This is a genomic window from Pseudomonas sp. Tri1 (assembly GCF_017968885.1).
Taxonomy (GTDB): Bacteria; Pseudomonadota; Gammaproteobacteria; order Pseudomonadales; family Pseudomonadaceae; genus Aquipseudomonas.
In genome coordinates this window covers 2850247-2876392 of sequence record NZ_CP072913.1, presented here as the reverse complement: position 1 = coordinate 2876392, position 26146 = coordinate 2850247, and the positions used below count along the sequence as shown (strand labels likewise).

The following is a 26146-nucleotide window of genomic DNA, read 5'->3' as shown; positions in this document are numbered from 1 at the left end:
CTGGGGCGTCTACCGTACGGCGCAGGCGCTTGCCGTGATGGCTCACGGCAAGTCCCGGCAGTTTGAGTCAAGCGTGTTGCAAGCCCTTGGCCGTGCGCTGCATACCCACGAAATTCGGCAACGCTTCGATGCTGCCCAGCCACGCCCGAACATGCGGATAATCAGTCAACGCGACATTGCCCTCCGGCGCATGCGACACGTAGGTGTACGCAGCAACGTCGGCGATGGTGGGCTTATCACCCGCCAGGAACGGACTTTGTTCCAGCTCGCTCTCCATGACCTTGAGCAGGGCATGGGACCGGGCGATGGCGTCCTCGGCGTTATAGCTTGCACCAAACACGGTGATCAATCGCGCGTTGGCGGGTCCCGAATTGATCTGGCCGGCAGCCACTGAAAGCCAGCGCTGGACCCTGGCTTGTGCGAGTGGATCGCCCGGCAACCATTGGCCATCGCCATACTTTGTCGCCAGGTAAACCAGGATGGCATTGGAGTCAGCCAGGACGGTGCCGTTGTCATCGATCACCGGGACCTGGCCAAAACGGTTGAGGGCCAGGAACTCCGGGGTCTTGTGCTCGCCCTTCATCAGGTCCACGGAGATCAGTTCGGTCGGCAGGCCGAGCAGCGAGAGCATCAATTCGACGCGATGGGCGTGACCGGACAACGGATGGCGATAAAGCTTGATCGCTTTCTGAGACATGACGTACTCCATGTTGTTTTTTGAGGCTCGAGGCGGGAATCGCGTCGATGGCGCTATCCTCCCCTCCTATCCCAAACAGCGGAATCACCAGCTTTTACAATCCAGCATTTCACTATTTGAAATAGTCAGCGGCCGGCTTCGCCTGCCCCTCTCTCAAACCTCCAGCACCAACGTCTCACTGCCCTCTGCCGGCACCGCGCAACAGATCAGCACCTCATCGTCGGCCAAAGGCTCCGCCGGGCTATTGAGGTAATGCACCTGGCCGCGCTTCAAGTGGGTTTTGCAGGTGCCGCAGGAGCCGCCGCGGCAACTGAACTCCGGACTCAGGCCGCGCGCCTCGGCCAGTTCCAGCAGGGTTCCGCTGCCGGGCTCCCAGCGTGCTTCCTTGCCGGAGGTGGCGAACAATACCTTCACCGCCTCGCTCGCCGCCGGCGTCTGTGGCGTCGCCGGGACGCTGACTTCGGCGTCTCGGACCAGCGTCGACGGGCCAAAGGTCTCGGCGTGGATACGATCGTCCGGAATGCGCAATTTACGCAGTCCGTCATACAGCGCCTGGGTAAAACTGCCCGGCCCACACAGGTAGTAGTCGTAGTCGTCGAGTGGAAGCAGTTGCTTGAGCAGCCCCACGTCGATCCTGCCCGTCGCGTCATAGCCTTCGCCTACCGGTGCCTCGCTGGGCGGTTGGCTGACCATCCGCAGTATCCGCACCTTGTCGCCGCCGCGGGCCGCCAGTTCATCGAGTTCCTCACGAAACGCCAGGTCGGCTACCGTACGCGCGCTTTGCACCACCCAGACCGGGCGCATGCGGCTGATGCGTTGCCCTTGGTAAACCACCTCGCGCAACATCGACAACAGCGGCGTGATGCCGACGCCCGCGGCGAGGAGTACCAACGGACGCCGCTCGGTGGGCTGGACAGTGAAATGCCCCTGGGGCGCTCGCGCGTCAATCTCGTGGGCCACCTGAATCTGCTCATGCAGGTGCGAAGACACCGAACCGTCGCGCTTGACGCTGATGCGCAGGAAGTCATCCGACGGCGCACTGGAGACGCTATAGGTTCGAATCGACGCAGCCTGTTGCCCATCCAGCAAGACCCGCACAGGCAGGTGCTGGCCGGCTTCAAAGCGAGGCAAACCAGCGCCGTCAGCCGCTTGCAGGTAAAAAGAGCGAATATTGTGGCTTTCATCCACCACGCGCTCCACCCGCAGTGGCCGCCAATGGCTGCGCAAGGCTTCGGCCTGCAAGCGCTCGGCGGCTTGCTCCCAACTGCCGGTCATCAATGAATTGGGCGAGTCCCCTTCGGCCTGGTCTTTCCAGCGCAAGGGAATCGCCGCCGGGCGATAGACAATACGCTGCGGCGTGAAGCGCATCAGCCGCTCGGCGCCCTGGAACGCGTTGATTTGCGGGTCGTCCAGCAACACTTGCGCCGAACCGCTCATCTGCAAGAGGTCGCCGGTTTGAAAATCGATGAACACCAGCCCTGCACGCGGGTTCAGCAAAATGTTACCCAGGGTGTTGAAGAACAGGTTTCCGGAAAAGTCAGGAACGGTCAGCGTCCCGTCCTCGTCCATGCGCACAAAACCCGGCTTGCCGCCGCGATGGGACGCATCGACCTGGCGCTCACCGTCACGGACCACATAGGTGGCGATATAAAACGAGTCGGCGGCCGCGACCAGGCGCCGTATCAGCGGGTCCGTCGGGGCCAACTCCCGTGGCGCGGCTACCTGCTCTTCAACAAAGGCGTATTGGCGCAGGTTGATATAACGCGGGCAATTGCCATAGGCCTGACTGACTGAAATCTCCAGGCCGTCCTCCAATTGACGACGCACATTGCCGTTCATGCGATTACGACGCCGGGTGTGCAACTCGATCCCCAACATGCCGATGGCATCCCCCTCGCCCATGCCCTCCTGGGCCGGGTCGTCGGGCTGCGGCTTGAGATCGATGTGCAAGGTTTGCGGCTCGGGCGAATGCATGAAGCCCGGCTGCCCGGTACGCAGGGTCGCCCACACGTCGCCCTGCCGATCCACAGTTCCCAAGACCACGAAAGGCAGTTGGGCGTAGAACTCACGGTGTTGATCCGGCATCCAGGTGCGGGCCAATTGCCGCTGGCCAACACTGGCCATCATGTCGACCGCGCCGACAGAGCCCTGCAATGTCAGCTCACCTTCATGCCAGGGCGAGGATGGTGGTTTCGAGGCTTCGTTCATCTGCTACTCCTCGCGCCCGCCGCATTGCAGCCTGGGCCAGTGCGCTACGATTAGGGAAGCTGCGCGACGTCTCTTGCATAGACGTGTAGTGCAGGTGGGGCCATCTTCTTCCCAAAGCGACTTCGCAGGAATACGCACAAACTGCAATCCACCATTTCATAAAATGAAATGGCGGCTTCCAGAGCGGGCTGCGGGGGATTCTCCAGGTCCGGAAACAGACCTGCGGGGCTGGAGGTCAGTGCCTCAGCGCAAGTGCGACTTTTTGCTGCAAGTCGTTCTGCGAAAACGGTTTGCGCAAGACTGGGTACTGGGCAAACTCGCCGGGCAGGCCACTGGCGCCGTATCCCGTGCTGAATAAGAATGGAATACCGCGCTCGCGGAGAATTTCAGCAACCGGGAAGATACGCTCACCGGCCAGGTTGACGTCCAGGATGGCCAGGTCAACCTGCGCCGTTCTGGCTATTTCAAGCGCCGTGGCGAGCTGCGCCACCGACGCCAGTACTTCACAGCCAAGCTCTTCCAACATTTCCTCGATCATCATGGCAATCGCGCCTTCGTCCTCGACAACGAACACCCTGACGCCAACGAATGGGGTCATGCCCCAGCCGCCCCGATCAGAAATGAGAAGCGACAGAAAACTCCCGACGGGGCAAAGACGAGATCAAATTTGCCAGCCAGATCGCGTTCGATGCAGCGTTTCATCAGACGCGAGCCCAAGCCTTCTCGTTTTGGCTGGGACACCGGGGGGCCGCCTTGCTCGCGCCAGTCGAGGGTCAGCAATGTTCCGCTCGATTGAGGTTGCAGCGTCCAGGTCACTGACAGCGTGCCCGTCTCAACGGACATCGCTCCGTATTTAAGCGTGTTGATCGCCAGTTCATTGAGCGTCATCGTGAGATTGAGCGCGACCCGAGTACTGACGTCGATAGAAGGCCCCTCGATTTTGATGCGGTTGGGCTCATGGCCGAATACCGGTATCAGCACTTCATGGGCAAGCGCGTCCAGGGGCGTATGACCCCAATGGCGCCTCGTCAGAAGATCATGGGCACGAGACAACGCCAGGAGCCGGGCCTCAAAACGGTAGTAACCGTCTTTCGCATCCTCGGCGTTACGCGCCGTTTGCGCCGCCAGGGATTGCACTGTGGCCAGGGTGTTCTTGACCCGGTGGTTGAGCTCATCGATCAAGGTCTTCTGGCGATTCTCCGCCTGCTTTCGCTCGGTGATATCGACCAGCATATTGATCGCCCCCACCAAATTGCCTTCGGCATCGTGCAGGGGCGTGGGGTACGGAATAAAGGGTACGCGGCTCCCGTCCGGCCGCTCGGCAATTGCCTCGACACCGCGAACGGAGCGGTTTTCCTTCAGGGCCACCGCCATCGGGCATTCATCGTGGGAAAGTGGGCTTTCGTCGTTGTTGAACAACTTCCAGGTCACGCACCACATGTCACCCAACTCAGGCGTGCGTCCCGACAACTCCACTGCCGCCCGATTGTAGAACGTGATGCAGCCCTCTGCGTCGGTGGTATAGACCGCAGCGGGCAATGCCTCGAGAAGGTTGCGCATATGCCGTTCGCTTTCGCGAACCTGGTTTTCCATCTGCTGGGCGACCGTGACATCGATGGTGAAACAGCGCGTATTGAAAAGCTTGCCGTCTTCGAAACGCCCGTTGGAGGTGATCGCGACATGCTTGATCGAACCGTCTTTGGCCTTTAAACGCGCCGGATAACTGTCCAGGCAGTCGCCGCAACTCAATTTATCGAGGATGTCACCAATCACCGGCGCATCCACATGAAATTCGGTAATGTGGCGGCCAATGTACTCTTGCGCCGAATAGCCCAGCAGCGCCAACTCAGCCTTGTTGGCACGCAGGATGATGCCCTCGCCACTGACAATGTGCAGGCCGACCGCGCTATTTTCGAAAAAATCTTCAAGGTCGGCACTCTTGCGCCGCAACTCCTCGGCCACGGCGTGGTGCGCGGTGACGTCTTGAAAGCAATTGATCGCGCCTTGAATGGCGCCTCCCCGATCCTTGAGCGCGCGGATGTTCATCAGCGCCACGAACCGCGAGCCATCCGGACGCTGGATGATGACTTCCTGATTGCGTGTCACGACATCGCCATTGAGCGCCGAAGCCGTGGGGCCATCTTCAAGCGCCAACGGCGTACCGTCTGTCAAGAAAAGTCGATGCGAGCCGCAGAAGCGATCACCGTTCTGACCGAGGGCCGGGGTCCTGCCCCACAGCCCGGCGGCCTCGCTGTTGTACCGGACGAGCCACCCTTCGCGATCACAAAGGTACACGGCACCAGGAATGGCTTCGAGCGCACTGGTGCCTATGGAAAGTAAACTGTCGTACTCGCTCAGCGTAATGGTATCCCTGGCAAGCTCTTCAACATTGGACATCAATCAATCCTCAATCCGTCTGGCTGTAACGTCCCTGCTGTCTGTCGACGCAAAATTATCATCCTGAGTCGGCGATCCCAGCTCGGATTAACCCCATTGAAATGCGGGTACGGATATTTTTTAAAACTGCAGTGCTGAAACTCTTGATCCCGATTCGCCTGGCGAGTTCATAAAAACCCGGAGCGTTGTAACTTTTTGGCTAATAAGTCTTGGCAGCGACCTGTTTGGTCAATTCGAGCAAGGTAGCCCGTAACTCTGGCGGACGTACGGGTTTAGCCAGGATTGAAATGTTCATGTGGCTCAACGCGTGGCGGATTCTTTCAATCTCATGGCCGGTCATGATCATTGCGGGCACTTCCCAGCCACGTTGCTCACGAATCGCTGCAATGCATTCTGAGCCCGACACCTTCGTGCCCAGGTCGAAGTCGGCAATGATGATGTCGCATTCGCTTGTCACTCCCACCCCATCGCTGTGGGTCTCCACCTCACAGCCCCACTTTTCCAGCAACGCCGAGGTTGCCATCAGCACGTTGGCATCGTCCTCCACCAGACACACCCGCAAACCACGCAAACGACTTTGTGCCGGGGCGGGCCTGTCAGCGATGGCCCTTGGCGCGACGCTTTCCAACCCGCCGATCATGGCGCGAGTGCCCCTTCCGAGCCTGGAGTCCAACTGGATATCCAGGTTGATCAAATGGCTGATGCGCTTGACGATCGACAATCCCAGGCCAAGCCCTTCGACATCCTTGTCGCGTACATGACGCACCCGGTAAAACTCCTTGAACACCTGGGGTAAATGTTCGGCGGCGATACCGCGCCCCTTGTCATAAATGACGATGGCCAGGCTGTTTCCTGCTGGACGCACACCAATCAATACGGGCTGGCCAGGCGCGTACTTGAGCGTATTGGAGACCAGGTTCTGCACCATGGTAGCCAGCAGGCCGGCGTTGACATTGACCCAATGCCCGCAAGGTCGCAAACGCAGTTCAACGCCGGCCCAGCGCGCCGCCTCGGTATTTTGCTTGACGACATCCTGTAGCAACGCCCCCAGGTGCACCGGTTCGGAGAGTGGTTCGAGTTTGCCATTATCAAGCGTGTAGATGTCCAGAATCGAGCGAAACAGCTGTGAAACGATATGCAGCGAGCGATCGATATTGTCCACCAGGCGCAACTCTTCCTTGCCCAACTGAGCATCGCGCAAGCAGGCGGTGAACAATCCTATCGAGTGAATCGGTTGGCGCAGGTCATGGCTGGCCTGGGCCAGGAAGCGGGATTTTTCCTGATTTGCAGAAATTGCCTCTTGCGAAGCGATGCGGGTACGTGTCAAGAGAATATGCGCGTATGCGGGAACCACGATGGTGGTCACGATCAACATCAGGAACATGTAGGGTTGGCCACGCCAGAACGGCGTGAGCAGGAAGATCAGAACCAGCATCGCCAGCGCGATCAGCGTTGCAGCCGCGAGGTAGCGCGAACCGAAGCGCATGCCATTGCCCAAGGTCACCCAAAGCAAAGCAGCGTATACCGGCAGCGCACCTTCCCCGCCCACGATCATGGCGAAGGCAATGCCCGAATAGTCGTGCGTCATGGCAAAGAGCCGACGCCAGAAATAGTGCCCTGGCCAGCGCTTGATCGCCATGCGCAGCGGAACCGCGACACTGATGAAAAAGGCCATGTACCACATGATCGGTACATAGGTCGCGAAGTCACTGGAGGGAAGATAAGCGACCACGATGATATAGAGCGAGGCGCAGGTACTGACCGTCAATCTCAAGGTCGCTTGATCGAGTTCGCTATTCTTTTCCGTGATAGTCACAGTGATATTCCAATTCAAAGGATTGTTTCAAACTTGAAACTCGAGTTTCCAGTTTAGGTTACGATGCGCGTACTTGAAGATCAGGAGATCTCGGGCATGACGTGTAGGGTAATTGTGGCAGATGACCACCCGCTGTTTCGCGAAGGGATGCTGAAAACCATTGAGCGACTGCTACCGACGGCCACCATAGAGCAGGCGGGCAACCTTGATGAAGTACTGGCCCTCGCACGGTCGGGCACGGAGGTGGACTCGCTGATTCTTGATCTGCGCTTCCCCGGTATCAAATCGCTGCAAGTCATCGGCCATTTGCGCAACGAGTTCAAACGCACCTCGATCATTGTGGTTTCAATGATTGACGACATCGACGTCATTTCCCAGGTAATGTCATTGGGTGCAGACGGTTTCATTGGAAAGAATGTCGACCCCGCTGGCATTGCCGAAGCGATCATGGCCATTCGCGAAGGCGAAGTGATCGTCAAATACCATTCGGAAAATTCGATTCTCGACGATTTGCAGTCAGAGGCCCTTTCCCAACTGACGGCGCGCCAACGCCAAGTCCTTGGTCTGGTGGCGGATGGCAAGACCAACAAGGAAATCGCCAAGGAACTGGGTATTTCACCTTTCACGGTGCGTATCCATGTCTCAAGCTTGCTCAAGGCCCTGGGTGTTCCGACCCGTGCGGCCGCAGCGGCTCAATTTTCCAACTTCCCGAGCAGCAGTGGCTGGCCTGGGAAAAACAAACTTTAGACGCGCTGGGCTCCCGCATGACGTCATGCAAAAGATGGTGATGTAAATGGAGACAGGGCTATCGAACTTATATGAAGCGTTATCCTCTGTCCTACTGGCTAAAGCCATAGCACACTTGTGCTATGGCTTTAGCCAGTCTCTGCACTCTACTCTGTGAGCGCCCTATAAAGGCTGACACGAACAGCCAACCTACTTGGACAACATATGAACCCTACGCCGGGCCTATGACCGCGCGTATCGATGTTTTGTGGCTTGCTGGCCCTATAGGGTTAAACAGATCGATTGGCTATGCAACGCTGGGCCAACTTCACCGTCAGTTCGGTCGAAGAATGGAACGGTCCTGAAAATACAACTCAAGGTAAGTCCCTATGTCCTTCAACTATGGAAAAACACTAAGAAATGGAGTGGCGCTGTGCGTGTTGGCTGGGTTCATCAGCGGCTGTACAAACTCGGGCGACTTAATGAACTCCTTGAACTCCTTGAATTCGGGCGCGAAGAAATTCGATACCACTTATCTGAAGCAGACGATTTATCCAGGCAAGACCACTAAAAGCCAGATCAACCAGATGTTTGGCGCTCCCACGAGTGAAGAGCTCAATTCGACAAGTAGCAGCAACGAGTCGAATTGGACATACGACAAACGTGAGGAAGGTCTCGATAAGTACATGAAGCTGGCGCACAAATATGTATCGACCGAGACGAGCCTGAAGATGTATGACACCTCAGCACAGCTCTCCAAAGCTCAAGGCGTGGCGAACGACGTAAGCAGCGTAACCGGCACCAAGACGACCCAGAGTCAAACCCAGGGAACAGTGCTGACGATCTATTTCGTCGACGACGTAGTGAAATATTACCGGGTCTATTAAGGCCCAACACAACCCACGACTTTGGCTGGCCACTGAACTGCTAAGTTTCAGGGCTAGCCGAAGCGGCCTGATCTAACCTTTCCAAGTATCTGCTTCCAGCACGCATCCCTTGCGATGCCGCAACGCAGTCTTTCCAGTCGCCACCTCATTCAACCAATCACCTTTGAGTCAAGCGGCCAGCGACATGACATCTGGCGGAGCTCGCCTTACCGCTATCAATCAACGTGTGTCGTCACGCAAAGGCACAACTACACTCGCTCGCGAAACCCAACATCTACTCGGTCATGAGGTTGAAGGTCAGTGGAGAAGAACAGCGAACTCAATCAGGCTACGGTACGCCTGATCGTCAGCGCTTGTGCGTTGTTGTACATCATCATCCTGGCCAACATTGAGGCCGATGACGCCGCTGCCTATAGGCCGATCATCATTTACATCGTGACGTTCATCATTGCCTCGGTATTCCTGCGCTTGCTCATCCAGCGCAAGCCGGGGCACTTCTTCTGGCGACGCCTTTTCACCATGTTTCATGACTACGCAGGCATCGCTTTTGCCATGGTGCTGGGGGGTGAAAGCGCATTGCCCATCTATGCAGCACTGCTCTGGGTGACATTGGGCAACGGCGTGCGTTTCGGTTCTCGCTACCTGGCACTGGCGACTTCCATCGCACTGTCGGTATTGGTGCTGATTTTCTGGCTCAGTCCATTCTGGCAGGCCCAGCCGTACATGTTCCTGATGTTGATCGTGACCACCATCGTGGTGCCGGCCTACACGCACATTCTGCTCCAGCGCACACGAATTGCCTCCGAGGAGGCCATCACCGCCAACCAGGAGAAATCACGTTTCCTGGCCCAGGCCAGTCATGACCTGCGCCAACCGATCCACTCCATCGGCCTGTTCACCGCCTGCCTGCGTGACGCCAAGCTGGGCCTGGAAGAGTTGCGCCTGGTGGATAACATCGACCGTTCGCTGCACACCGTGTCGCAGCTGTTTCGCTCGATCCTCGATATCTACACCCTGGACCACGGCAAACTGGTGCCGCAGGCAGATACGGTTCACTTGGGCGCGCTGCTGCAGGACGTGGTCAGGCAAAATACCGAGGCGGCACGCTGGGCAGGGGTTGAGCTGCGCCTGCGCGCCTGCCCTTATTGGGTAAACATCAATCCTGGATTGTTGACCACCATGGTCCAGAACCTGCTGTCCAACGCCCTCAAATACGCCCCGGGCCGACCGGTACTGATCGGCGTACGACGCCAGGGCACGGGCCTGGCCGTGGTGATCTACGACAGGGGACGAGGTATCGCTGCCGAGCATCTGCCCGAGGTGTTCAAGGAGTTTTACCGGGTGCGCCATGTTCGCGACAAAGATGTCGAGGGGTTGGGCCTTGGGCTGTCCATCGTCAAGCGCATCAGCCAGCTACTCGAGGTCGATGTTCATATCCATTCCAGAGTCGGACGGGGCACTAAGGTGGCGATCAGCGGCCTGGAACAAGCGACCCCAAGGGTCATGACGCCCAAGCGCAAGACCGCCCAAAGCCGCTTGAACGGATTGCGGGTGTGCCTGGTAGAGGACGATGCCAACGTCTTGATGGCGACCTCGGCGCTACTGGAAAAGTGGGGTTGCCGGGTGCAAACCCACAGCGACGGCCAGGGACTGAGCAGCGATTGCGACATCATCATCGCCGACTTTGACCTGGGCACGAAGATGTCGGGTTCCGAGTGCATCACGGCAATACGCGAGCAGCGTGGCTGGGAAGTCCCAGCGCTGATCATGACCGGGCATGAGATAGAACGGATACGTGGGTCACTGCACAGCCTGAACATTTCGGTCTTGGCCAAGCCCGTGCGACCGCCGGAATTGCGCGCGGTACTACTGGGGTTGGTCAAAACAGAGCAGCCCAAGGTCTAGCGGGATGGGTCGAAAATCCTTGCAAGCTGCCCTATCGCTATCGCGAGCAAGCTCGCTCCCACAAGGGATTGGCGGTGGACCTGGATTTTTCACCCACCCGCAACCAGTGTGGGAGCGAGCTTGCTCGCGATGGCGGCTTCACTGTCAACTGATCCACCATTATCGCGGGCCAGCTCGGCTCCCACAGGAAATGAGGCGGTGCATGAGTCTTGCTGTCGACCCAGAGAATCCAGGGTCGACCTGGAGGAGCGCGGGCTCAGCCGACCCAGCCGACGGCCGTCTTGGGTATCACTTCGGACTCATCGAGCTTGGAGGCGAACATGCTCACCGCTTCGAGCGCATCAGTGGTCCCGGCCCTGATCTGCAGGATGACCGATCCGGCCTGGTCTGCCAGCGTTACCCCACGCAGCGCGCCTTCATGGGTGACGTTCATGCTCGCGACGGCGTCGCGGGTTTCGGAAAGGATCATGCCGATCATTTCGGCGATCTCGGCGGTGGAGCGGCTCGTACGCCCGGCCAATTGTCGAACTTCGTCGGCGACAACCGCAAAGCCCCTGCCCTGGTCCCCAGCCCGCGCGGCTTCGATGGCCGCGTTGAGCGCAAGCAGGTTGGTCTGGTCAGCGATGCCGCGAATGGTATTGACGATGGCGGTTATTTCTTCTGAACGAGCCCCCAACTGCCCGACCAAACGCCCGGATGCCCCAATGTTTTCGGCAATCTGGCGCATTTCCTTGGCCGTCTGCTGGATGACCTGCGCGCCCTGTTCGGCGACTTTTTCGGTCTCGGCGGAGATGTGGTAGGCGCGGGACGCACCGCGTGAATCCTCTTCGAACTTTTCCACCCGCTCGGTGATGTCACTGGCAAACTTCACAATCTTACTCAGTTTGCCTTCGGCATCGTAGACCGGGTTGTAGCTGGCCTCCAGCCAAACGACCTTGCCGTGCTTGCCCAGGCGCTTGAATTGACCGCTGAAGAACTCACCGGCATTGAGGCGACGCCAGAAATCACTGTATTCAGCGCTGCTGACCAGGTTCGGCTCGCAAAACATCCGGTGGTGCTTGCCCTTTATCTCGGCCAGCGAATAACTCATGGTGCTGAGGAAGTTATCATTGGCGGTCAAGACGTTACCGCTCAAATCGAACTCGATCACCGCCATCGCTCGATCCAATGCTACAAGCTTGCCGCGTGTTTCGGCCTCGCTGACGACCCGGGCAGTCACGTCGAGTGCGTACTTGACGACTTTGGCTACACGGCCCTGCTCGTCCATCACAGGGTTATAACTGGCCTCCAGCCAAACGTTCTGGCCCTGGGAGGTGCGCCGCTGAAAAGTGCCGGAAACGAACTGGCCGGTGCGCAACTTGTTCCAGAATTCGCGGTACTCGGCACTGCCCACCAACGCGGGCGTACAGAAATCTCGATGGGACAGGCTCGCCAACTGCTCGGCGCGGTAACCCATGGTTTTCAAGAAATTTTCGTTGGCGCGCAGGACCTTGCCATCCGGGCTGAACTCGACCACGGCCATCGACCGCTCCAGAGCGCCGACTAATCCCTTGTACGTAGCCAGTTCGGCTGTCCTAGCCGCCAGTTCTTCTTTTAGCGTCTTATTAAACATGACGTACCCTCGGCGAACCCGGAAATCAATCGGACCTACAAGGGTATCGGCTGACCGGTTGGGCGCTTTATACAGCACGACGCAAATATGTTTTGACGCCAGAAAGCAAGCGTTCCGGACAACCCCGGCCCTGGGTCAATAATTGAAGTCGTGCCCCAACTCTAGCTGCATCCACTCCAAGAATCGCCTGACCCGGGGGAAGTTGGAGTGGGCCCGAGGAAATACCAAGTGGTGGGCGGTAATGGGCGCGCTGAACTGCGGCGCGACCTCCACCAACGCGCCACGCGCGAGGTAGTCCTGTGCCAGCAGCGTACTTTCCAGGGCAAATCCAAGACCGTGGCTGGCCGCCTCCAGGGTCATGTAGGAACGGTCAAAACTTAGCGTGTAGGGTTTCTCCGGACGTGACAAACCATGCTGGGCAAACAGCTGCGGCCACTTGATCAGCGTGGCTTCGGACAGAATCAAATGGCTGTCCAGCAGGTCGGCGACCGCCCGAATGGGTCGTTTTGCCAACAGTTTCGGAGACGCCATGACCGCGATTTTTTCATTGCGCACCGTACGCACCTCGAAGCTCGGCCAATTGGGCATGCCGTGCCGGATATCGACGTCGATCTTGTCGCGACTGAAGTGCAACGATTCATAAGAGCACGACAGGTTGAGCTGGATATCGGGATGGCTCTCGCGAAACTGCTCCAGGCGTGGCATCAACCACAGCAGGCCGAAGCTGGGTGATGAGTGCAACCGCAGGCAATCGAGGCTGACGTCGCTGGCGGCGCGCTCAGTGGCCACCGCCAGGCTATGCAAGATCCCGGAGACCTCGGTCAGGTATTGCTCCCCCACCGGCGTCAGCGTCACGCCCCGGGCCGTCCGGAAAAACAACTGTCGACCGATCATCGACTCCAACTTGGCCAACTGATGACTCACCGCCGAGGGCGTCAAGTCCAGCAATTCAGCGGCACGAGCGACGTTGCCGAAGCGCGCCGTCTGTTCAAAGGCCTGAATGGCTTTCAGGGGTGGCAGGATTACAGGTACATCGCTGGCTGAGGGCATGACGACTGTTGCTCCGCTGTAGATCAGATAGGCCGGGCTCCGGACTATTCAACCACCCTGCTATAGAGCTGGCGAGTGCTGAATTTTTTTCAGCACCGAGTGACATTCGCGTTATTGCTCAGGGTGCGTCCACAGAACAAGCTGAGTCATCGGCTCATTGCCGAACGACCCCATAACAACAATCAGAGGTACCCTCCATGCTTCTTCAAGGCAAAGTCGCGATCATCACCGGTGCCGCTTCGGCACGGGGTATCGGCCGTGCGACAGCGACCACGTTCGCGCAACAAGGTGCTCGCGTGGTGATCCTTGATCTGGATGAATCCGCCGCCCGTGACGCCGCCGCCTCCCTGGGCGAAGGCCATCTGGGCCTTGCGGCGAATGTCGCAGATGAACAGCAGGTCCAGAGCGCCGTCGCTACGATCCTCGAACATTTCGGCCGCATCGACATCCTGGTCAACAATGCCGGCATCACCCAACCCCTCAAGACCCTGGATATCCGCCCTTCGGATTATGACAAAGTGCTGGACGTCAGCCTGCGCGGCACCTTGCTCATGTCCCAGGCGGTGATCCCGACCATGCGCCAACAGTCTGCCGGCAGCATCGTCTGCATGTCGTCGGTGTCCGCGCAACGCGGTGGCGGCATTTTCGGCGGCCCTCATTACAGTGCCGCCAAGGCCGGGGTGCTGGGGTTGGCCAAAGCCATGGCCCGCGAATTGGGACCGGATAAAGTACGCGTCAACTCCATCGCCCCCGGCCTGATCCACACCGATATCACCGGCGGCCTGATGCAGGACGAACGGCGCCACGCGATCATCGACGGCATCCCGCTGGGCCGCCTCGGTGAAGCCCAGGACGTGGCCAACGCCGCCCTGTTTCTGGCCAGCGACCTGTCTGCGTACCTGACCGGCATCACCCTGGATGTGAACGGCGGCATGCTGATTCACTGAGTACACCTGGCGGGCCTTGTGGCCCGTGCGGATCTGGATCGACGATGCAGCCGGGCCCAATGGCCTGGCGGTCAATAAAAACAAGAGATCAGACCATCATGACAACCCTGTCGCTCGAAGCGGTTTCGACCGTGCGCACCAACGCCTACCGCAAGACCGCGTGGCGCCTGATGCCTTTCCTGATGTTGTGCTACCTGTGCGCCTACCTCGATCGCGTGAATGTCGGCTTTGCCAAGCTGCAGATGATGAACGACCTGGCCCTCAGCGAAACGGTCTATGGACTGGGCGCGGGCATGTTCTTCATCGGTTACTTTCTGTGTGAGGTGCCCAGCAACATCATTCTGCACAAGGTCGGCGCACGCGTGTGGATCGCCCGGATCATGATCACCTGGGGCATCATTTCCGCCCTGTTCGCCTTTGTCGAAACCGCCTGGCAGTTTTATGCCCTGCGCTTTCTGCTCGGTATTGCCGAAGCGGGCCTGGCGCCTGGCCTGCTGCTCTATCTGACCTACTGGTTCCCATCGTACCGACGTGCCCGCATGACGGTGCTGTGGTTCATCGCCATTCCGCTGTCGGGCATGGTCGGCGGCCCGCTGTCCGGCTGGATCATGAACCACTTCGCCGGCATGCACGGCTGGGCCGGCTGGCAATGGATGTTTGTACTGGAAGCCATTCCCACGGTCGTAGTCGGGCTGTTGGTGCTCAGCTACCTCAAGGACGGCGTACATCAGGCCAGCTGGCTCGATGACGATGAAAAAGCCCTGATCAGCCGCGAGCTGGCCGAGGACGACCAGAAGAAAGTCACTCATGCGTCCGTGGGTGAGTTCATTCGCGACCGACGCCTGTGGCTGCTGGCAGGCATTTACTTCTGCGTAGTGATGGGCCAGTACGCAATCACCTTCTGGCTGCCTACCCTGGTGCGCAACGCCGGGGTGTCCGATCCGTTGCATATCGGTTTTCTGACAAGCCTTCCCTACATCTGTGCGATTGCCGCCATGTTGCTGGTCGGACGCAGTGGCGACAAACATCGCGAGCGGCGCTGGCATCTTATTGCGCCGATGATTGCCGGAGCACTGGGCTTGACCCTCGCCGCGCTGCTCGGCGGCAACATCGTGCTCTCGATCCTGAGCCTGTGCCTGGCAGCGTCCGGCATCCTGTCCGCCTCCTCGATGTTCTGGATGCTGCCCACCACCTTGCTCGGTGGTGTGTCAGCCGCCGCAGGCATCGCGGCAGTCAACAGTTTCGCCAACCTCGCAGGATTCTGCTCGCCCTACCTGATCGGCTGGATCACCACACAGACCGGCTCCAGCGCCATCGGCATGTACCTGATCACCGGCGTTCTGCTGGGTGGAGCCTCGCTGGTGCTGCGCATTCCCGCCGCCCTGGTCAATCGTTGAGTAACCGGAGTTCTACCATGACGACCCCTGCTCCATACGTTTCATCCAAGCCGCTGACCGAGCGCGCCCACAACATCCGCCGCCACGCGCTGCGCATGGGCCAGGTCCAGGGCCAAGGCTATGTCGGCCAGGCCCTCGGCGCCGCCGACCTGTTGGCTGTTTCATATTTTCACGCCTTGAACTATCGGCCCGAAGAACCGGATTGGGAGGAACGCGATCGCTTCTACCTCTCCATCGGCCACTATGCGATTGCGCTGTATGCGGCCTTGATCGAAGCACAAATCATCCCGCTCGATGAATTGCAAACCTACGGTGCGGACGACAGTCGCCTGCCCATGTCAGGCATGGCCGCCTACACCCCCGGCATGGAGATCACCGGCGGCTCCCTCGGCCAGGGCCTGGGCATCGCGGTCGGTGCCTGCCTGGGTCTGAAGCGCAAAGGCTCGCCCGCCTTCGTCTACAACCTGTTGTCCGACGGTGAACTGAACGAAGGTTCGACCTGGGAAGCCGTCATGTCGGCGTCGCACTGGAAGCTCGACAACCTGATTGCCATAGTTGACGTCAACAACCAACAGGCCGATGGCTACTCCAGCGAAATCCTCTCGTTCGAGCCCATCGTCGATCGCTGGCAGGCCTTCGGCTGGTTCACCCAGCGCGTCGATGGCAACGACCTGGATGCTCTGGTGAGCGCCTTCGACGCAGCGCGCAACCACACTGCCGGCCAACCCCGGGTCATCATCTGCGATACCCGCATGGGCAAAGGTGTGCCGTTCCTGGAAAACCGCGAAAAGACTCACTTCATCCGTGTCGAAGAACACGAATGGGACCTGGCGTTGAACAACCTTGAAGAAGGAAAAAACCAATGAGTAACGCCGCCAACACGCCGACTGCAACGGGTGAACCGGGCAAAAAGCGCCTGACCACTTCGGCGATGATCGCCTCGATTGCCGCCGAAGGCCAAGCGACAAAACCGGCACCGTTCGGCCACGCACTGGCTGCACTGGCCGAACAGCGCTCAGACATCGTCGGGCTGTCGGCCGACTTGTCCAAGTACACCGACCTGCACATCTTCGCCAAGGCGCACCCGGATCGCTTCTATCAGATGGGCATGGCCGAGCAGTTGCTGATGAGTGCGGCGGCGGGCATGGCCCGTGAAGGTTTCGTGCCTTTTGCCACGACCTATGCGGTGTTCGCCTCCCGTCGAGCCTACGACTTCATTTGCATGGCCATTGCCGAAGAGAACCTCAACGTCAAGATCGTCTGCGGCTTGCCTGGCCTCACCACCGGTTATGGCCCCAGCCACCAGGCCACCGATGACCTGGCGATCTTCCGCGCGATGCCTAATCTGATGGTCGTCGACCCGTGTGACGCACTGGAGATCGAGCAGGCAGTACCGGCCATTGCCGCCCATCAAGGCCCGGTTTATATGCGCTTGCTGCGCGGCAACGTACCCCTGGTGCTGGACGAGTACGGCTACACCTTTGAAATCGGCAAAGCCAAGACCCTGCGCACCGGCAACGATGTGCTGATTATCTCCACCGGCTTGATGACGATGCGTGCATTGGAGGCAGCCAAACAACTGCAGGCAGACGGCGTTGATGTCGCGGTATTGCATGTACCGACAATCAAACCGCTGGACGAACACACCATTCTCGCCGAAGCCCGCAAGCCTGGCCGCCTGGTAGTGACCGCAGAAAACAGCTCGATCATCGGCGGTTTGGGTGAAGCGGTGGCGACGGTCCTGCTGCGCAATGGTGTGACGCCAACGTTCAGGCAGATCGCCTTGCCGGACGCTTTCCTAGACGCCGGCGCCCTGCCGACACTGCATGATCGCTACGGCATTTCCACCCAGGCGGTTTGCACGCAAATCAAAGCCTGGCTGTAACGGCAAAGTGCGGGGTGCCTGGCGACGGGGGCCTCGCAGTTCGACATAAAGGGAGCAGAACCTTGAGGTCAGATGAACGGCTTGACCCCGCCTTTCAGAGCCTGGTCAGCCCTGGAACTGAAGCGTGGACATTGAGCACACTACCGGCCATTCGCACGCGTGTGCATTCGACGTTCAGATCCATGCACCGCAGCGGCGCAGAAGAACTCTGGACAACAGGCACCGATGCCGAACGCTTGCGCCTGTGCCTGTACAGGCCGAAGGCATCGACCCGCAGCGGGGCCTTTGCGGCAATCCTGTATCTCCACGGTGGAGGCTTTGTCCTCGGCAAGCCCGAAATGGCGGATGACACTCTGTGTGAACTGGCTGAGACGCTGCAGGCGATCATCGTCGCGGTGGATTATCGGCTGGCGCCCGAACATCCCTTTCCCGTCCCCCTTGAAGACTGTTATGCAGCGCTCGGTTGGATATTCGAAAACCAGCACAACTTTCGCTTCGATCTGCGACGCATCGTCGTCATGGGCCATAGCGCTGGTGGCGGACTCGCCGCCGCACTGTCCATTCTGGCCCGCGACAGGGGCGAATACTCCCTTGCCGGCCAAGTGCTCATCTACCCGATGCTCGATCACCGTACAGGCTCGACCGACTCGCCTTATCCACCCACAGGCGCAGCTGGGCTCAGTTGGTTACCGGCGCCCAATAAATTCTGCTGGGATTGCCTGCGCGGCGACTACAACCTGGATGACCACCGGATCGGCCTGTTTTCACCGGCCTTGCAACCGGATCTTGGCAACCTGCCTGCGACCTTCATCTCAGTCGGGTCGCTGGACCTGTTCCTCATGGAAGACGTCGAGTTCGCCATGAGGTTATCCCGCGCAGGGGTTGCCATGGAACTCCATGTCTATCCTGGCGCCCCGCATATGTTCGACCAGGTGGCCGGGCGTATCACGACGCAATCGACGCTCGACATCACTCGGGCGCTGCAAGCGATTGTGCAGTAGAGGGGCGATTCATTCAGGGCGATTCAATCGCAACCCTCATCCACCCTCTCACTCCATCAGTGCTCACACCTTCAAAACCTGAACAACGACCGAGCAGTCTCCACCAGCAACGCGCGCATAAGCGGCGCCGAGCACTGTAAGGCTTGCAACTGCGCCATCACGGTATCGAAACCGACATTGCCTTCATGCTGCGTATGCGGCCAGTCGCTGCCCCACACCAGACGGCGCGGGCCGAAATTCTGCTCCAACAGGGACAATGAGGCTCGGGCGAACGCCAGGTTCTGTTGCTCTGTCCCGGCCAATCGATAGATAGCGGAAACCTTCATCCACACCCGCCCCCCCTGGCCCAACTCCATCAACTCGGCAAAACCGGGTTGAGCAGTGCCCAAACGTGCGTCAGGACGGCCGAAGTGATCGATCACCAGCTTGATGCCGAACGGCATCAACTGACGAATCAGTCCAGGCAAATCCTCAACATTGCGGTGTAATTCAACATGCCAATCCAATTCAGCGAGGTGGCCGAAAAAACCTCTCCAGGCAGCGTCGCGAAAGTCAGGCAAGGCTTTGCCCATCAGGTTCAAACGCACGCCGACCACGCCTGACCGGGCCATGTCGTCCAACACCGCGCGGCTGACGTCTGGCTCCAGCACCACGACCCCGCGCAATTGCTCCGGAGCCTGCCGCAACGCTGCCAGCAGGTAGCGGTTATCGGTACCGAGAAAGCTCGGCTGCACCAATACACCATGGCTCAGGCCATGGCTTTGCAGGTGTTTGAGGTACTGCGCAAGCGTGGCGTCATAGTCGGGGGTATAACGCCGCGCCGCGGCCAGCTTCAACTCGCGGCTGAACACATGAGCATGGGCGTCGATGCCGGTGAACGGCGTGGAACAGGTATCAGGCATGGGTTTCATCTATCGAGGTGAAAGTCATCAGGCTCGGGCGCTCTCGGTCCCGCCGGCAGCGGTTTGCACCGATGCCGCCGAGGCTTCGAGGCTACGCCCTCGGGTTTCCGGCAAGCACAGCGCCGCGACCACGGCTACGCCATAGGCAATCCCGGCATCGATACCGATGGCCGACCCCAAGGACATGGAGTCGCTCATGTGGCCGACCAGGAACGGGAACACCGCCGAGAGCACACGGCCAAAGTTGTAGCAAAATCCCACACCGGCGCCGCGTACGTCCGCCGGATACAACTCATTGAACAGCGCGCCGAGGCTGGCCGGAATGCCGGCGGCGAAGAAGCCGAGCGGGAACCCGAGGAACAGCATCTGGGTATTGGTCAGTGGCAGGAACACATAACACTGCACAGTCACCACGCAGCACAATGCGAACAACACGATGTTTTTGCGCCGGCCAATGCGATCGATCAGCAAGCCACTGACCACACAGCCACACCAGAAGGCAAAAATGATCACCGCCAGGTAGCCGCCGGAGTTCAGCACCGACAGGTTGCGCTCGGTCTTGAGAAAGGTCGGCAGCCAGGTCATCACCGCGTGATAACCGCCATGGGCACCCAGGCCCAACAGCCCGCCAAACAGTGTCACGCGGATCAGTTCCGGACGAAAGATGCCGGCCAATGACTTGAAGAAACTCTGCGGGATGGCCTTCTCTTTTTGCAGGCGCTGGAAGCTGTCGGGCTCTTCGACGTTGCGCCGCACCCAGATGATCAGGAACGACGGCAGCAAACCAACGATGAACATCACCCGCCAGGCCATGTCCTGCGGCACGAAGGAATAGATCAGCGTGAAGACCCCGACCGCCAGTCCCCAGCCCACCGCCCAGGCACTTTGAACCGTGCCCATGACCTTGCCGCGGTACTTGGGGTTGATGGTCTCGGCCATCAATACCGCACCGGCAGCCCATTCCCCACCGATCCCGAACCCCTGCAGGGCCTTGACGATCAACAACTGGTGGAAGCCGGTAACGAATGCCGACAAGAAAGTGAAGCACGAGAACCACAGGATCATCCATTGCAGCGTACGCACCCGACCGTAGCGGTCCGACAGCGTGCCACCAACCCAACCACCAATGGCCGAGGTGACCAGGGTCACGCCGCTGATCAGCCCCGCATCCCCCTTGCTCAAGGCGAATGCGGCGATCAGCGCCGGTATCGCCAGGCCGAACATCTGTACTTCCAGCGCGTCGAGCGACCATCCCCCGAAGCAGGCCCAAAACGTTTTGCGCTCCCGCGCAGTGACTTGGCGATACCAGCTGAACATGATTCTTATCCTTATACGTCGAACGAAAGGCAGCCGAGAGCGAACCGCGCCGCTGCAGGGCCAGTCATGGCAAACACAATGGTAAAAACAGCGGCTACCGACGGGCCGCTGTACGCTCCGTCAACCCGACATGGGTCAGCGAATTTCCACGCTGTAGCGGAAATGCTCGGCATGCCCACGTGAGCGTCGCCACTCCAGGGGGGTGCCGGCGTAGTCACGCGCCAGACGCTCGATCACCACCACCGGGCTATTGACCGGCACCTGCAGCAATCGCGCGTGCACGTCACTCACCGATTCGGCGGTGAGGGTCTCTTCGGCATAGGCGACCACCTGGCCGCAGGTTTCTTCATAGATGGGGTACAGCAAAGGCCCTTTCTGGCTCAGGTCGATCTCGAGCAACGGTTGGAAGCGGCTACGCGGCAGCCAGATTTCTTCGGCCAGTACCGGTTTCACGTCCAACAGACGCACACGCACGATGCGAATCACCGGCGCGTCGACCGGCAGCCCCAGCGCCTGAGCCACCGCCGAAGGTGCCGGCACGGGCTCGATGGACAAGATGCGGCTCTCCGGCACCCGGCGTTCACCGGCAGCGCTTTGAAACCGGAAGAACCGGAACAGCGAGGACTGAAACTGCGGCCGTCGAATGAACGTACCGCGCCCTTGCTGACGCTCCAGGACACCTTCACTGACCAGCGCATCGACCGCTTTGCGCACAGTGCCAGTGGACAGTTGGTATTCGGCCGACAGCGCGGCCTCGGTAGGAATCGCCTCCCCCGGACGCCAGCGATTGTTGGCGATCTGTTCGGCCAATTGGTCGCGCAGACGTTGATAGAGCGGTAGGCGGACATCGCTGGAGAGAGAGTTCATCGACCTTATTCACCTTGTTATCTAGTCATATATATGAATATGGGTGGCGAGTATTTGCTCAGGCTGGTTCGTTGTCAAGAATGAACCGAGTACCTTGTGGACCCGTGGTGAAGAATACATTGCCCAATAGACCCTCAGTCCGCAGGCGTAGTACAGTGAGCAAAAGCCGATAAATATCCACTTTGAGATGTCAGGATCTGATTTTGAATGGCCCTGCCCTGTCATCCCTCTGCCGCGACGGTAATAGCATGATCGAAATCACCGAAGTCTCCATTGCCCAGCTGCGTGCTGCCCTCGAGTCCGGCCAGACGACTGCGGTAGAGCTGGTCCAAGCCTACCTCGCCCGCATCGAGGCCTACGATGGCCCCAATACGCCTACCGCGCTCAATGCGGTGGTGGTTCGCAACCCCGATGCACTGGCGCAAGCGCAGGCGTCCGATGCCCGTCGGGCCAGCGGCCAGACACTGGGCCCGCTCGATGGCATTCCCTATACCGCCAAGGACAGTTATCTGGTGAAGGGGCTCACCGCCGCGTCCGGAAGCCCGGCTTTCAAGGACCTGGTGGCCTATCGCGATGCGTTCACCATCGAACGGCTACGCGCCGCCGGGGCGATCTGCCTCGGCAAGACCAATATGCCGCCCATGGCCAATGGCGGCATGCAACGCGGGGTGTATGGCCGTGCCGAGAGCCCGTACAACGGCGACTACCTCACCGCGCCATTTGCCTCGGGCTCCTCGAACGGTGCAGGCACGGCAACCGCGGCCAGTTTCGCGGCGTTCGGCCTTGCCGAGGAGACCTGGTCGAGCGGACGCGGCCCGGCCTCGAACAATGGCTTGTGCGCCTACACGCCGTCACGCGGCGTGATCTCGGTGCGCGGCAACTGGCCGTTGACGCCGACGATGGACGTGGTCGTGCCCTACGCCAGGACCATGGCCGACCTGCTCGAGGTGCTGGACGTGGTGGTGGCGCAAGATCCCGACACGCGGGGCGATCTATGGCGCCTGCAACCCTGGGTGCCGATTCCCAGTGTCGAGTCGGTGCGTCCCGCCTCGTATCCGAGCCTGGCAACCGACCCGAGTGCACTCGCCGGCATTCGCTTCGGCGTTCCGCGCATGTACATCAACGCCGACCCTGCAGCGGGCACGGCGCCCGCCCCTGGCATCGGCGGTCCGACGGGGCAGCGAATCATCACCCGTGCCTCGGTGATCGACCTCTGGAAAGAGGCCCGCCAAGCCCTTGAAGCCTATGGCGCCGAAGTAGTCGAGGTGGATTTTCCACTGGTGTCCAACTGCGAAGGCGATCGCCCAGGCGCCCCGACGGTGTTTACTCGTGGCCTGGTATCCAAGGAGTTCCTGCACCATGAACTGTGGGATCTGTCGGCCTGGGCCTTCGATGATTTCCTGCGGGCCAACGGTGACCCGAAACTGAACCGCCTGGCCGATGTCGACGGACCGAAGATCTTCCCTCACGACCCCGGCACCCTACCCAACCGCGAGGACGATCTCGCCGCGGGCATGGATGAATACGTGAAGATGGCCCAGCGCGGCATCACACCTTGGGATCAGATCCCCACCCTGCCTGATGGTCTGCGCGGACTTGAGCAAACTCGGCGAATCGATCTCGAAGACTGGATGGACCGGCTGGGCCTGGACGCGGTGATTTTCCCGACCGTCGCCGACGTTGGCCCCGCAGATGCCGATATCAATCCGGAGTCTGCCGATATCGCCTGGAGCAACGGCGTGTGGGTCGCCAATGGCAACCTTGCCATCCGCCACCTGGGTGTGCCCACCGTGACGGTGCCAATGGGCGTCATGGCGGACATCGGCATGCCTGTCGGCCTGACGTTTGCCGGACGTGCCTACGACGATTCGACGCTGTTGCACTTGGCTTCGGCATTTGAGTCGATGGGGTCCAAACGGATGATCCCCCCTCGGACGCCACCACTGGGGAGTGGCAAGCAATAACTTGGGGGCGGGCTCAGGCCCGCCCTTCTCCTCGCGATAAAACCAACGCCCAACGCGCGAGCGCATGGTAGGCCAAGCCTGCTGCTCAACCTTCGATCGTCGAGGCGAGCGGTAACCAGACGCCGACTTCGAATCCGTCCTGCCGGTCTTTTGCCGGTGATGCCAGCATGATTCGTCCGTTCACCCCTTGCACAATCGTTTTGACAATCGCCAAACCCAACCCCGACCCGCTGACGTCACTCTGACCGCGCACGAAACGTTCGGTCAACTGCTGCAACACGGGTTCCGGCACCACGGGCCCACCGTTGACCACCCGTAGCAACGCTTGGTCAGAGAGGCTGACTTCAATGGGTTGATCGGCCGCGCCGTACTTCAAGGCATTTTCGATCAGGTTGCGCAAAAGGATCCCAAAAGCGTCCGGGTCAATGGTCGAGTACACACTGGCCTGCGCAGGAAGCTGCAACTCGATCAGCCGATCACTGCTGTGACGCCACTCATCGACCACATGGGCCAGCAACGGAATGAGGTCCTGGGGCGTTTGCGACAACAGCCCTGCGCCCTCGGCCTTGGCCAGTTGCATGAGTTTTTCCGAGAGCCGCGCCAATTCGCGTAGCGAGTGTTCGATTTTCGCCGCACGCAGCCGCAACGGGCCCTCGGGGGCTTCATGGCGCAGGCGCTGGACCTGGGCCAAGGTCGCGGCCAAGGGCGTGCGCAATTCATGGGCACTGTTGGCGGTAAAACTGCGCTCGGCTTCCAAGGCCTTGCGCAAGCGCTTGAGCAAATGGTTGACCGCATCCGCCAGCGGATTGATTTCCGCCGGCAAGCGCAACACCTTGATCGGCGACAGATCACCGGCGCCACGGTTCTCCACGGCACGCCGATAGGCCAGCACACTGCGCAGGCTCATGCGCACGAATAACCAGGTGCCCAACAGGCTGACGGGTATCAATATCAATAACGGCAAGAGCAAGGCCAACAAAGCTTCCCGAGCAGCCTCACGACGATGCCCAAGGGGCTCGGCGATTTCGATGAACACCGACTCGCGCAGTGCACTGGCGCCATACAGACGGTATTTGCCAGTGGTGGAGAAGCCTTCAGTCGGTTGTTTACTGAAGATTTTCGGATTGGCATCGTGGGACTGCATCAGGATCCGGCCCTGGGCATCGCGGACCAAGTAGGTCAGGTATTCCTTGTGCATTTTCAGCGCTGCCACCAGTTGCGCCTTATCCGCGTCTTCACGATTGCTGATTTCCAGCACGGCCAAGGGCAGGATCCGCTGCGCGGTCTCCGCCAGCGCGCTGTCGAACATCTCATCCAACTCCTGCTGCACCACCCGCCATGTGCCGACGGTCGCGGCAAGCCAAAGCACGGTCATGCCCAGCGTCAATCCCAGGCAAAGGCGTTTTTGCAGGCTGAACGAGGCACTCATGGGGATATCAACCGATAGCCCATGCCACGCACGGTTTCAATGAAGTCGCGACCCAGTTTCTTGCGCAGCCGGCTGATATAGACCTCGATCGTGTTGCTCTCGATCTCCGCGCCGAAGGCATACAGGCGCTCTTCGAGCTGCGTCTTGGACAGCAACGCGCCGGGACGCTGGACGAACGCCTCGAACAACGCCCATTCCCGCGCCGTCAGGTCCACGGACACGCCGGCCCGCTGTACCGTCCGAGCACTCATGTCGATGTGCAGCTCGCCGATTCTGATCTGCGGATTGGGGTTGCCACTGTACCGACGGGCCACCGCCGCCACACGGGCCGAGAGCTCAAACAGGTCGAACGGTTTGACCAGGTAGTCATCGGCCCCGGCATTGAGCCCGGCGATGCGATCGGATATCTGGTCCTGGGCGGTCAGGATGATCACCGGGGTCGCATCCCCTGCACCACGTTGCTGGCGCAAGAAATCCAGTCCGCGACCGTCCGGCAGCATCAAGTCGAGCAGGATCAGGTCGTAAGGAGTCGTGCGTACGCTGTTGCGCGCATGAGCCAGGCATTGCACCCAATCGACGGCGTGGCCGTCATCGGCGATCTGTTCGCGCACCGCCTCCCCCAACCTTGGCGCGTCCTCAACCAATAAAACCCGCATCTGGCAGCTCCTGTGATGGTGGTCGTGCAGCACCTTATCCGCCTTACCTGACGTGAATCTGAAGATTCAGCTGGTTGTCAGGAATGCGCCGTAGGGTAGGCCAACGAAGAAACCCCGGCAGGAGACAGATCATGAAACCAGGCTTTATCGCCAGCACCGCGCTGGTGAGTGTGCTGATCAACGGCTACGCCTTGGCCGATGACGACTGCAGCGAACCGGTCAGCGACTGGCAACCACGGGAAACCTTGCGCCAGCAGGTAGAACAGCGATACGGCTGGAGCGTGCAGCGCATCAAGGTCGATGACGGTTGCTACAAGCTCAAGGGCCTGGACCGCAAAGGCAATGTCATCGAAGCCCGTTACTCACCGGCGTCGCTGCATCTGCGCAAGCTCGAGATCTACTTCCGCGACGATGACGACGCCAGGGATTACCTCGACCGTGCGACCACACCGTGACATTTCGACACGCTTGCCCGGCCTTTCA

Annotated in this window: 22 protein-coding genes; 10 read left to right on the top strand and 12 right to left on the bottom strand. The window is 59.8% G+C overall.

Annotation, left to right across the window (positions count from 1 at the left end; all coding sequences use genetic code 11):
* Positions 1-67: 67 nt before the first annotated feature.
* The 5 genes from J9870_RS12780 to J9870_RS12760 all read right to left on the bottom strand — a co-directional run bounded on the left by J9870_RS12780 (position 68) and on the right by J9870_RS12760 (position 7112).
* Positions 68-697 carry a glutathione S-transferase gene (locus tag J9870_RS12780; RefSeq protein WP_210644534.1) on the bottom strand — a complete coding sequence of 210 codons (630 nt, stop codon included), beginning with the start codon at positions 695-697 and terminating at the stop codon, positions 68-70.
* A 153-nt stretch (positions 698-850) separates the two neighbouring features.
* Positions 851-2905: a pyridoxamine 5'-phosphate oxidase family protein gene (locus J9870_RS12775; protein WP_210644532.1), complete on the bottom strand. Its 2055-nt coding sequence runs from the start codon at positions 2903-2905 to the stop codon at positions 851-853.
* A gap of 235 nt (positions 2906-3140) precedes the next feature.
* Positions 3141-3503: a response regulator gene (locus J9870_RS12770; RefSeq protein WP_210644530.1), complete on the bottom strand. Its 363-nt coding sequence runs from the start codon at positions 3501-3503 to the stop codon at positions 3141-3143.
* Positions 3500-5302: a PAS domain S-box protein gene (locus J9870_RS12765; RefSeq protein ID WP_210644529.1), complete on the bottom strand. Its 1803-nt coding sequence runs from the start codon at positions 5300-5302 to the stop codon at positions 3500-3502. Before J9870_RS12765 ends, J9870_RS12770 begins: the two co-directional genes overlap by 4 nt.
* A gap of 199 nt (positions 5303-5501) precedes the next feature.
* On the bottom strand, positions 5502-7112 hold the full coding sequence (locus J9870_RS12760) for a hybrid sensor histidine kinase/response regulator (protein ID WP_210645239.1): 1611 nt from the start codon (positions 7110-7112) through the stop codon (positions 5502-5504).
* A 102-nt stretch (positions 7113-7214) separates the two neighbouring features.
* Here J9870_RS12760 and J9870_RS12755 point away from each other — a divergent pair, with 102 nt between their 5' ends.
* The 3 genes from J9870_RS12755 to J9870_RS12745 all read left to right on the top strand — a co-directional run bounded on the left by J9870_RS12755 (position 7215) and on the right by J9870_RS12745 (position 10636).
* Entirely contained in the window at positions 7215-7865 is a 651-nt protein-coding gene (locus J9870_RS12755; RefSeq protein WP_210644526.1) for a response regulator transcription factor, read from the top strand.
* Between the two features lie 368 nt (positions 7866-8233).
* The gene (locus J9870_RS12750) at positions 8234-8731 is read left to right on the top strand and encodes a hypothetical protein (protein ID WP_210644525.1); all 498 of its coding nucleotides are present in this window, start codon (positions 8234-8236) and stop codon (positions 8729-8731) included.
* A gap of 300 nt (positions 8732-9031) precedes the next feature.
* Positions 9032-10636 carry a hybrid sensor histidine kinase/response regulator gene (locus J9870_RS12745; protein ID WP_210644522.1) on the top strand — a complete coding sequence of 535 codons (1605 nt, stop codon included), beginning with the start codon at positions 9032-9034 and terminating at the stop codon, positions 10634-10636.
* Positions 10637-10892: 256 nt separating this feature from the next.
* Here J9870_RS12745 and J9870_RS12740 read toward each other — a convergent pair whose 3' ends face one another.
* A complete protein-coding gene (locus J9870_RS12740; protein ID WP_210644520.1) occupies positions 10893-12248 on the bottom strand; it encodes a PAS domain-containing methyl-accepting chemotaxis protein in 1356 nt (451 codons plus the stop codon).
* Between the two features lie 135 nt (positions 12249-12383).
* A complete protein-coding gene (locus J9870_RS12735) occupies positions 12384-13298 on the bottom strand; it encodes a LysR substrate-binding domain-containing protein (RefSeq protein WP_210644518.1) in 915 nt (304 codons plus the stop codon).
* 197 nt (positions 13299-13495) lie between these two features.
* Here J9870_RS12735 and J9870_RS12730 point away from each other — a divergent pair, with 197 nt between their 5' ends.
* The 5 genes from J9870_RS12730 (at position 13496) to J9870_RS12710 (ending at position 18528) form a co-directional block, all read left to right on the top strand.
* The gene (locus J9870_RS12730; protein ID WP_210644516.1) at positions 13496-14245 is read left to right on the top strand and encodes an SDR family NAD(P)-dependent oxidoreductase; all 750 of its coding nucleotides are present in this window, start codon (positions 13496-13498) and stop codon (positions 14243-14245) included.
* Positions 14246-14343: 98 nt separating this feature from the next.
* Positions 14344-15642: an MFS transporter gene (locus J9870_RS12725; RefSeq protein ID WP_210644514.1), complete on the top strand. Its 1299-nt coding sequence runs from the start codon at positions 14344-14346 to the stop codon at positions 15640-15642.
* A gap of 17 nt (positions 15643-15659) precedes the next feature.
* Complete coding sequence (locus J9870_RS12720; RefSeq protein ID WP_210644512.1) at positions 15660-16508, top strand: transketolase; 849 nt, start codon at positions 15660-15662, stop codon at positions 16506-16508.
* Entirely contained in the window at positions 16505-17527 is a 1023-nt protein-coding gene (locus J9870_RS12715; RefSeq protein ID WP_210644510.1) for a transketolase family protein, read from the top strand. Before J9870_RS12720 ends, J9870_RS12715 begins: the two co-directional genes overlap by 4 nt.
* A gap of 62 nt (positions 17528-17589) precedes the next feature.
* Positions 17590-18528, top strand: coding sequence for an alpha/beta hydrolase (locus J9870_RS12710; protein ID WP_210644509.1), 939 nt, complete (start codon positions 17590-17592; stop codon positions 18526-18528).
* A 71-nt stretch (positions 18529-18599) separates the two neighbouring features.
* Here J9870_RS12710 and J9870_RS12705 read toward each other — a convergent pair whose 3' ends face one another.
* The 3 genes from J9870_RS12705 to J9870_RS12695 form a co-directional block, all read right to left on the bottom strand.
* Entirely contained in the window at positions 18600-19430 is an 831-nt protein-coding gene (locus J9870_RS12705; RefSeq protein ID WP_210644507.1) for an amidohydrolase family protein, read from the bottom strand.
* A 27-nt stretch (positions 19431-19457) separates the two neighbouring features.
* On the bottom strand, positions 19458-20747 hold the full coding sequence (locus tag J9870_RS12700) for an MFS transporter (RefSeq protein ID WP_210644505.1): 1290 nt from the start codon (positions 20745-20747) through the stop codon (positions 19458-19460).
* A 135-nt stretch (positions 20748-20882) separates the two neighbouring features.
* The gene (locus J9870_RS12695) at positions 20883-21614 is read right to left on the bottom strand and encodes a GntR family transcriptional regulator (protein ID WP_210644503.1); all 732 of its coding nucleotides are present in this window, start codon (positions 21612-21614) and stop codon (positions 20883-20885) included.
* A gap of 248 nt (positions 21615-21862) precedes the next feature.
* Between J9870_RS12695 and J9870_RS12690 the strand changes: the two genes are divergently transcribed.
* Positions 21863-23578: an amidase gene (locus J9870_RS12690; protein ID WP_210644501.1), complete on the top strand. Its 1716-nt coding sequence runs from the start codon at positions 21863-21865 to the stop codon at positions 23576-23578.
* A gap of 85 nt (positions 23579-23663) precedes the next feature.
* On the opposite strand, the gene J9870_RS12685 is transcribed toward J9870_RS12690, so the two are convergent.
* Both J9870_RS12685 and J9870_RS12680 read right to left on the bottom strand, forming a co-directional pair.
* Positions 23664-25007, bottom strand: a complete 1344-nt coding sequence (locus J9870_RS12685; RefSeq protein ID WP_210644499.1) for a HAMP domain-containing sensor histidine kinase — start codon at positions 25005-25007, stop codon at positions 23664-23666.
* A complete protein-coding gene (locus J9870_RS12680) occupies positions 25004-25663 on the bottom strand; it encodes a response regulator transcription factor (protein WP_135845820.1) in 660 nt (219 codons plus the stop codon). The genes J9870_RS12685 and J9870_RS12680 overlap by 4 nt, the downstream gene beginning before the upstream one ends.
* Before the next feature lie 131 nt (positions 25664-25794).
* Here J9870_RS12680 and J9870_RS12675 point away from each other — a divergent pair, with 131 nt between their 5' ends.
* Positions 25795-26118 carry a PepSY domain-containing protein gene (locus J9870_RS12675; protein WP_210644497.1) on the top strand — a complete coding sequence of 108 codons (324 nt, stop codon included), beginning with the start codon at positions 25795-25797 and terminating at the stop codon, positions 26116-26118.
* Positions 26119-26146: the final 28 nt, after the last annotated feature.

What these genes read in the sequence shown, in the direction of transcription:
- J9870_RS12780 (WP_210644534.1), bottom strand. Translation starts at nt 697, where the DNA reads ATGTCTCAGAAAGCGATCAAGCTTTATCGCCATCCGTTGTCCGGTCAC.
- J9870_RS12775 (WP_210644532.1), bottom strand. Translation starts at nt 2,905, where the DNA reads ATGAACGAAGCCTCGAAACCACCATCCTCGCCCTGGCATGAAGGTGAG.
- J9870_RS12770 (WP_210644530.1), bottom strand. Translation starts at nt 3,503, where the DNA reads ATGACCCCATTCGTTGGCGTCAGGGTGTTCGTTGTCGAGGACGAAGGC.
- J9870_RS12765 (WP_210644529.1), bottom strand. Translation starts at nt 5,302, where the DNA reads ATGTCCAATGTTGAAGAGCTTGCCAGGGATACCATTACGCTGAGCGAG.
- J9870_RS12755 (WP_210644526.1), top strand. Translation starts at nt 7,215, where the DNA reads ATGACGTGTAGGGTAATTGTGGCAGATGACCACCCGCTGTTTCGCGAA.
- J9870_RS12750 (WP_210644525.1), top strand. Translation starts at nt 8,234, where the DNA reads ATGTCCTTCAACTATGGAAAAACACTAAGAAATGGAGTGGCGCTGTGC.
- J9870_RS12740 (WP_210644520.1), bottom strand. Translation starts at nt 12,248, where the DNA reads ATGTTTAATAAGACGCTAAAAGAAGAACTGGCGGCTAGGACAGCCGAA.
- J9870_RS12735 (WP_210644518.1), bottom strand. Translation starts at nt 13,298, where the DNA reads ATGCCCTCAGCCAGCGATGTACCTGTAATCCTGCCACCCCTGAAAGCC.
- J9870_RS12730 (WP_210644516.1), top strand. Translation starts at nt 13,496, where the DNA reads ATGCTTCTTCAAGGCAAAGTCGCGATCATCACCGGTGCCGCTTCGGCA.
- J9870_RS12725 (WP_210644514.1), top strand. Translation starts at nt 14,344, where the DNA reads ATGACAACCCTGTCGCTCGAAGCGGTTTCGACCGTGCGCACCAACGCC.
- J9870_RS12720 (WP_210644512.1), top strand. Translation starts at nt 15,660, where the DNA reads ATGACGACCCCTGCTCCATACGTTTCATCCAAGCCGCTGACCGAGCGC.
- J9870_RS12715 (WP_210644510.1), top strand. Translation starts at nt 16,505, where the DNA reads ATGAGTAACGCCGCCAACACGCCGACTGCAACGGGTGAACCGGGCAAA.
- J9870_RS12705 (WP_210644507.1), bottom strand. Translation starts at nt 19,430, where the DNA reads ATGCCTGATACCTGTTCCACGCCGTTCACCGGCATCGACGCCCATGCT.
- J9870_RS12700 (WP_210644505.1), bottom strand. Translation starts at nt 20,747, where the DNA reads ATGTTCAGCTGGTATCGCCAAGTCACTGCGCGGGAGCGCAAAACGTTT.
- J9870_RS12695 (WP_210644503.1), bottom strand. Translation starts at nt 21,614, where the DNA reads ATGAACTCTCTCTCCAGCGATGTCCGCCTACCGCTCTATCAACGTCTG.
- J9870_RS12690 (WP_210644501.1), top strand. Translation starts at nt 21,863, where the DNA reads ATGATCGAAATCACCGAAGTCTCCATTGCCCAGCTGCGTGCTGCCCTC.
- J9870_RS12685 (WP_210644499.1), bottom strand. Translation starts at nt 25,007, where the DNA reads ATGAGTGCCTCGTTCAGCCTGCAAAAACGCCTTTGCCTGGGATTGACG.
- J9870_RS12680 (WP_135845820.1), bottom strand. Translation starts at nt 25,663, where the DNA reads ATGCGGGTTTTATTGGTTGAGGACGCGCCAAGGTTGGGGGAGGCGGTG.
- J9870_RS12675 (WP_210644497.1), top strand. Translation starts at nt 25,795, where the DNA reads ATGAAACCAGGCTTTATCGCCAGCACCGCGCTGGTGAGTGTGCTGATC.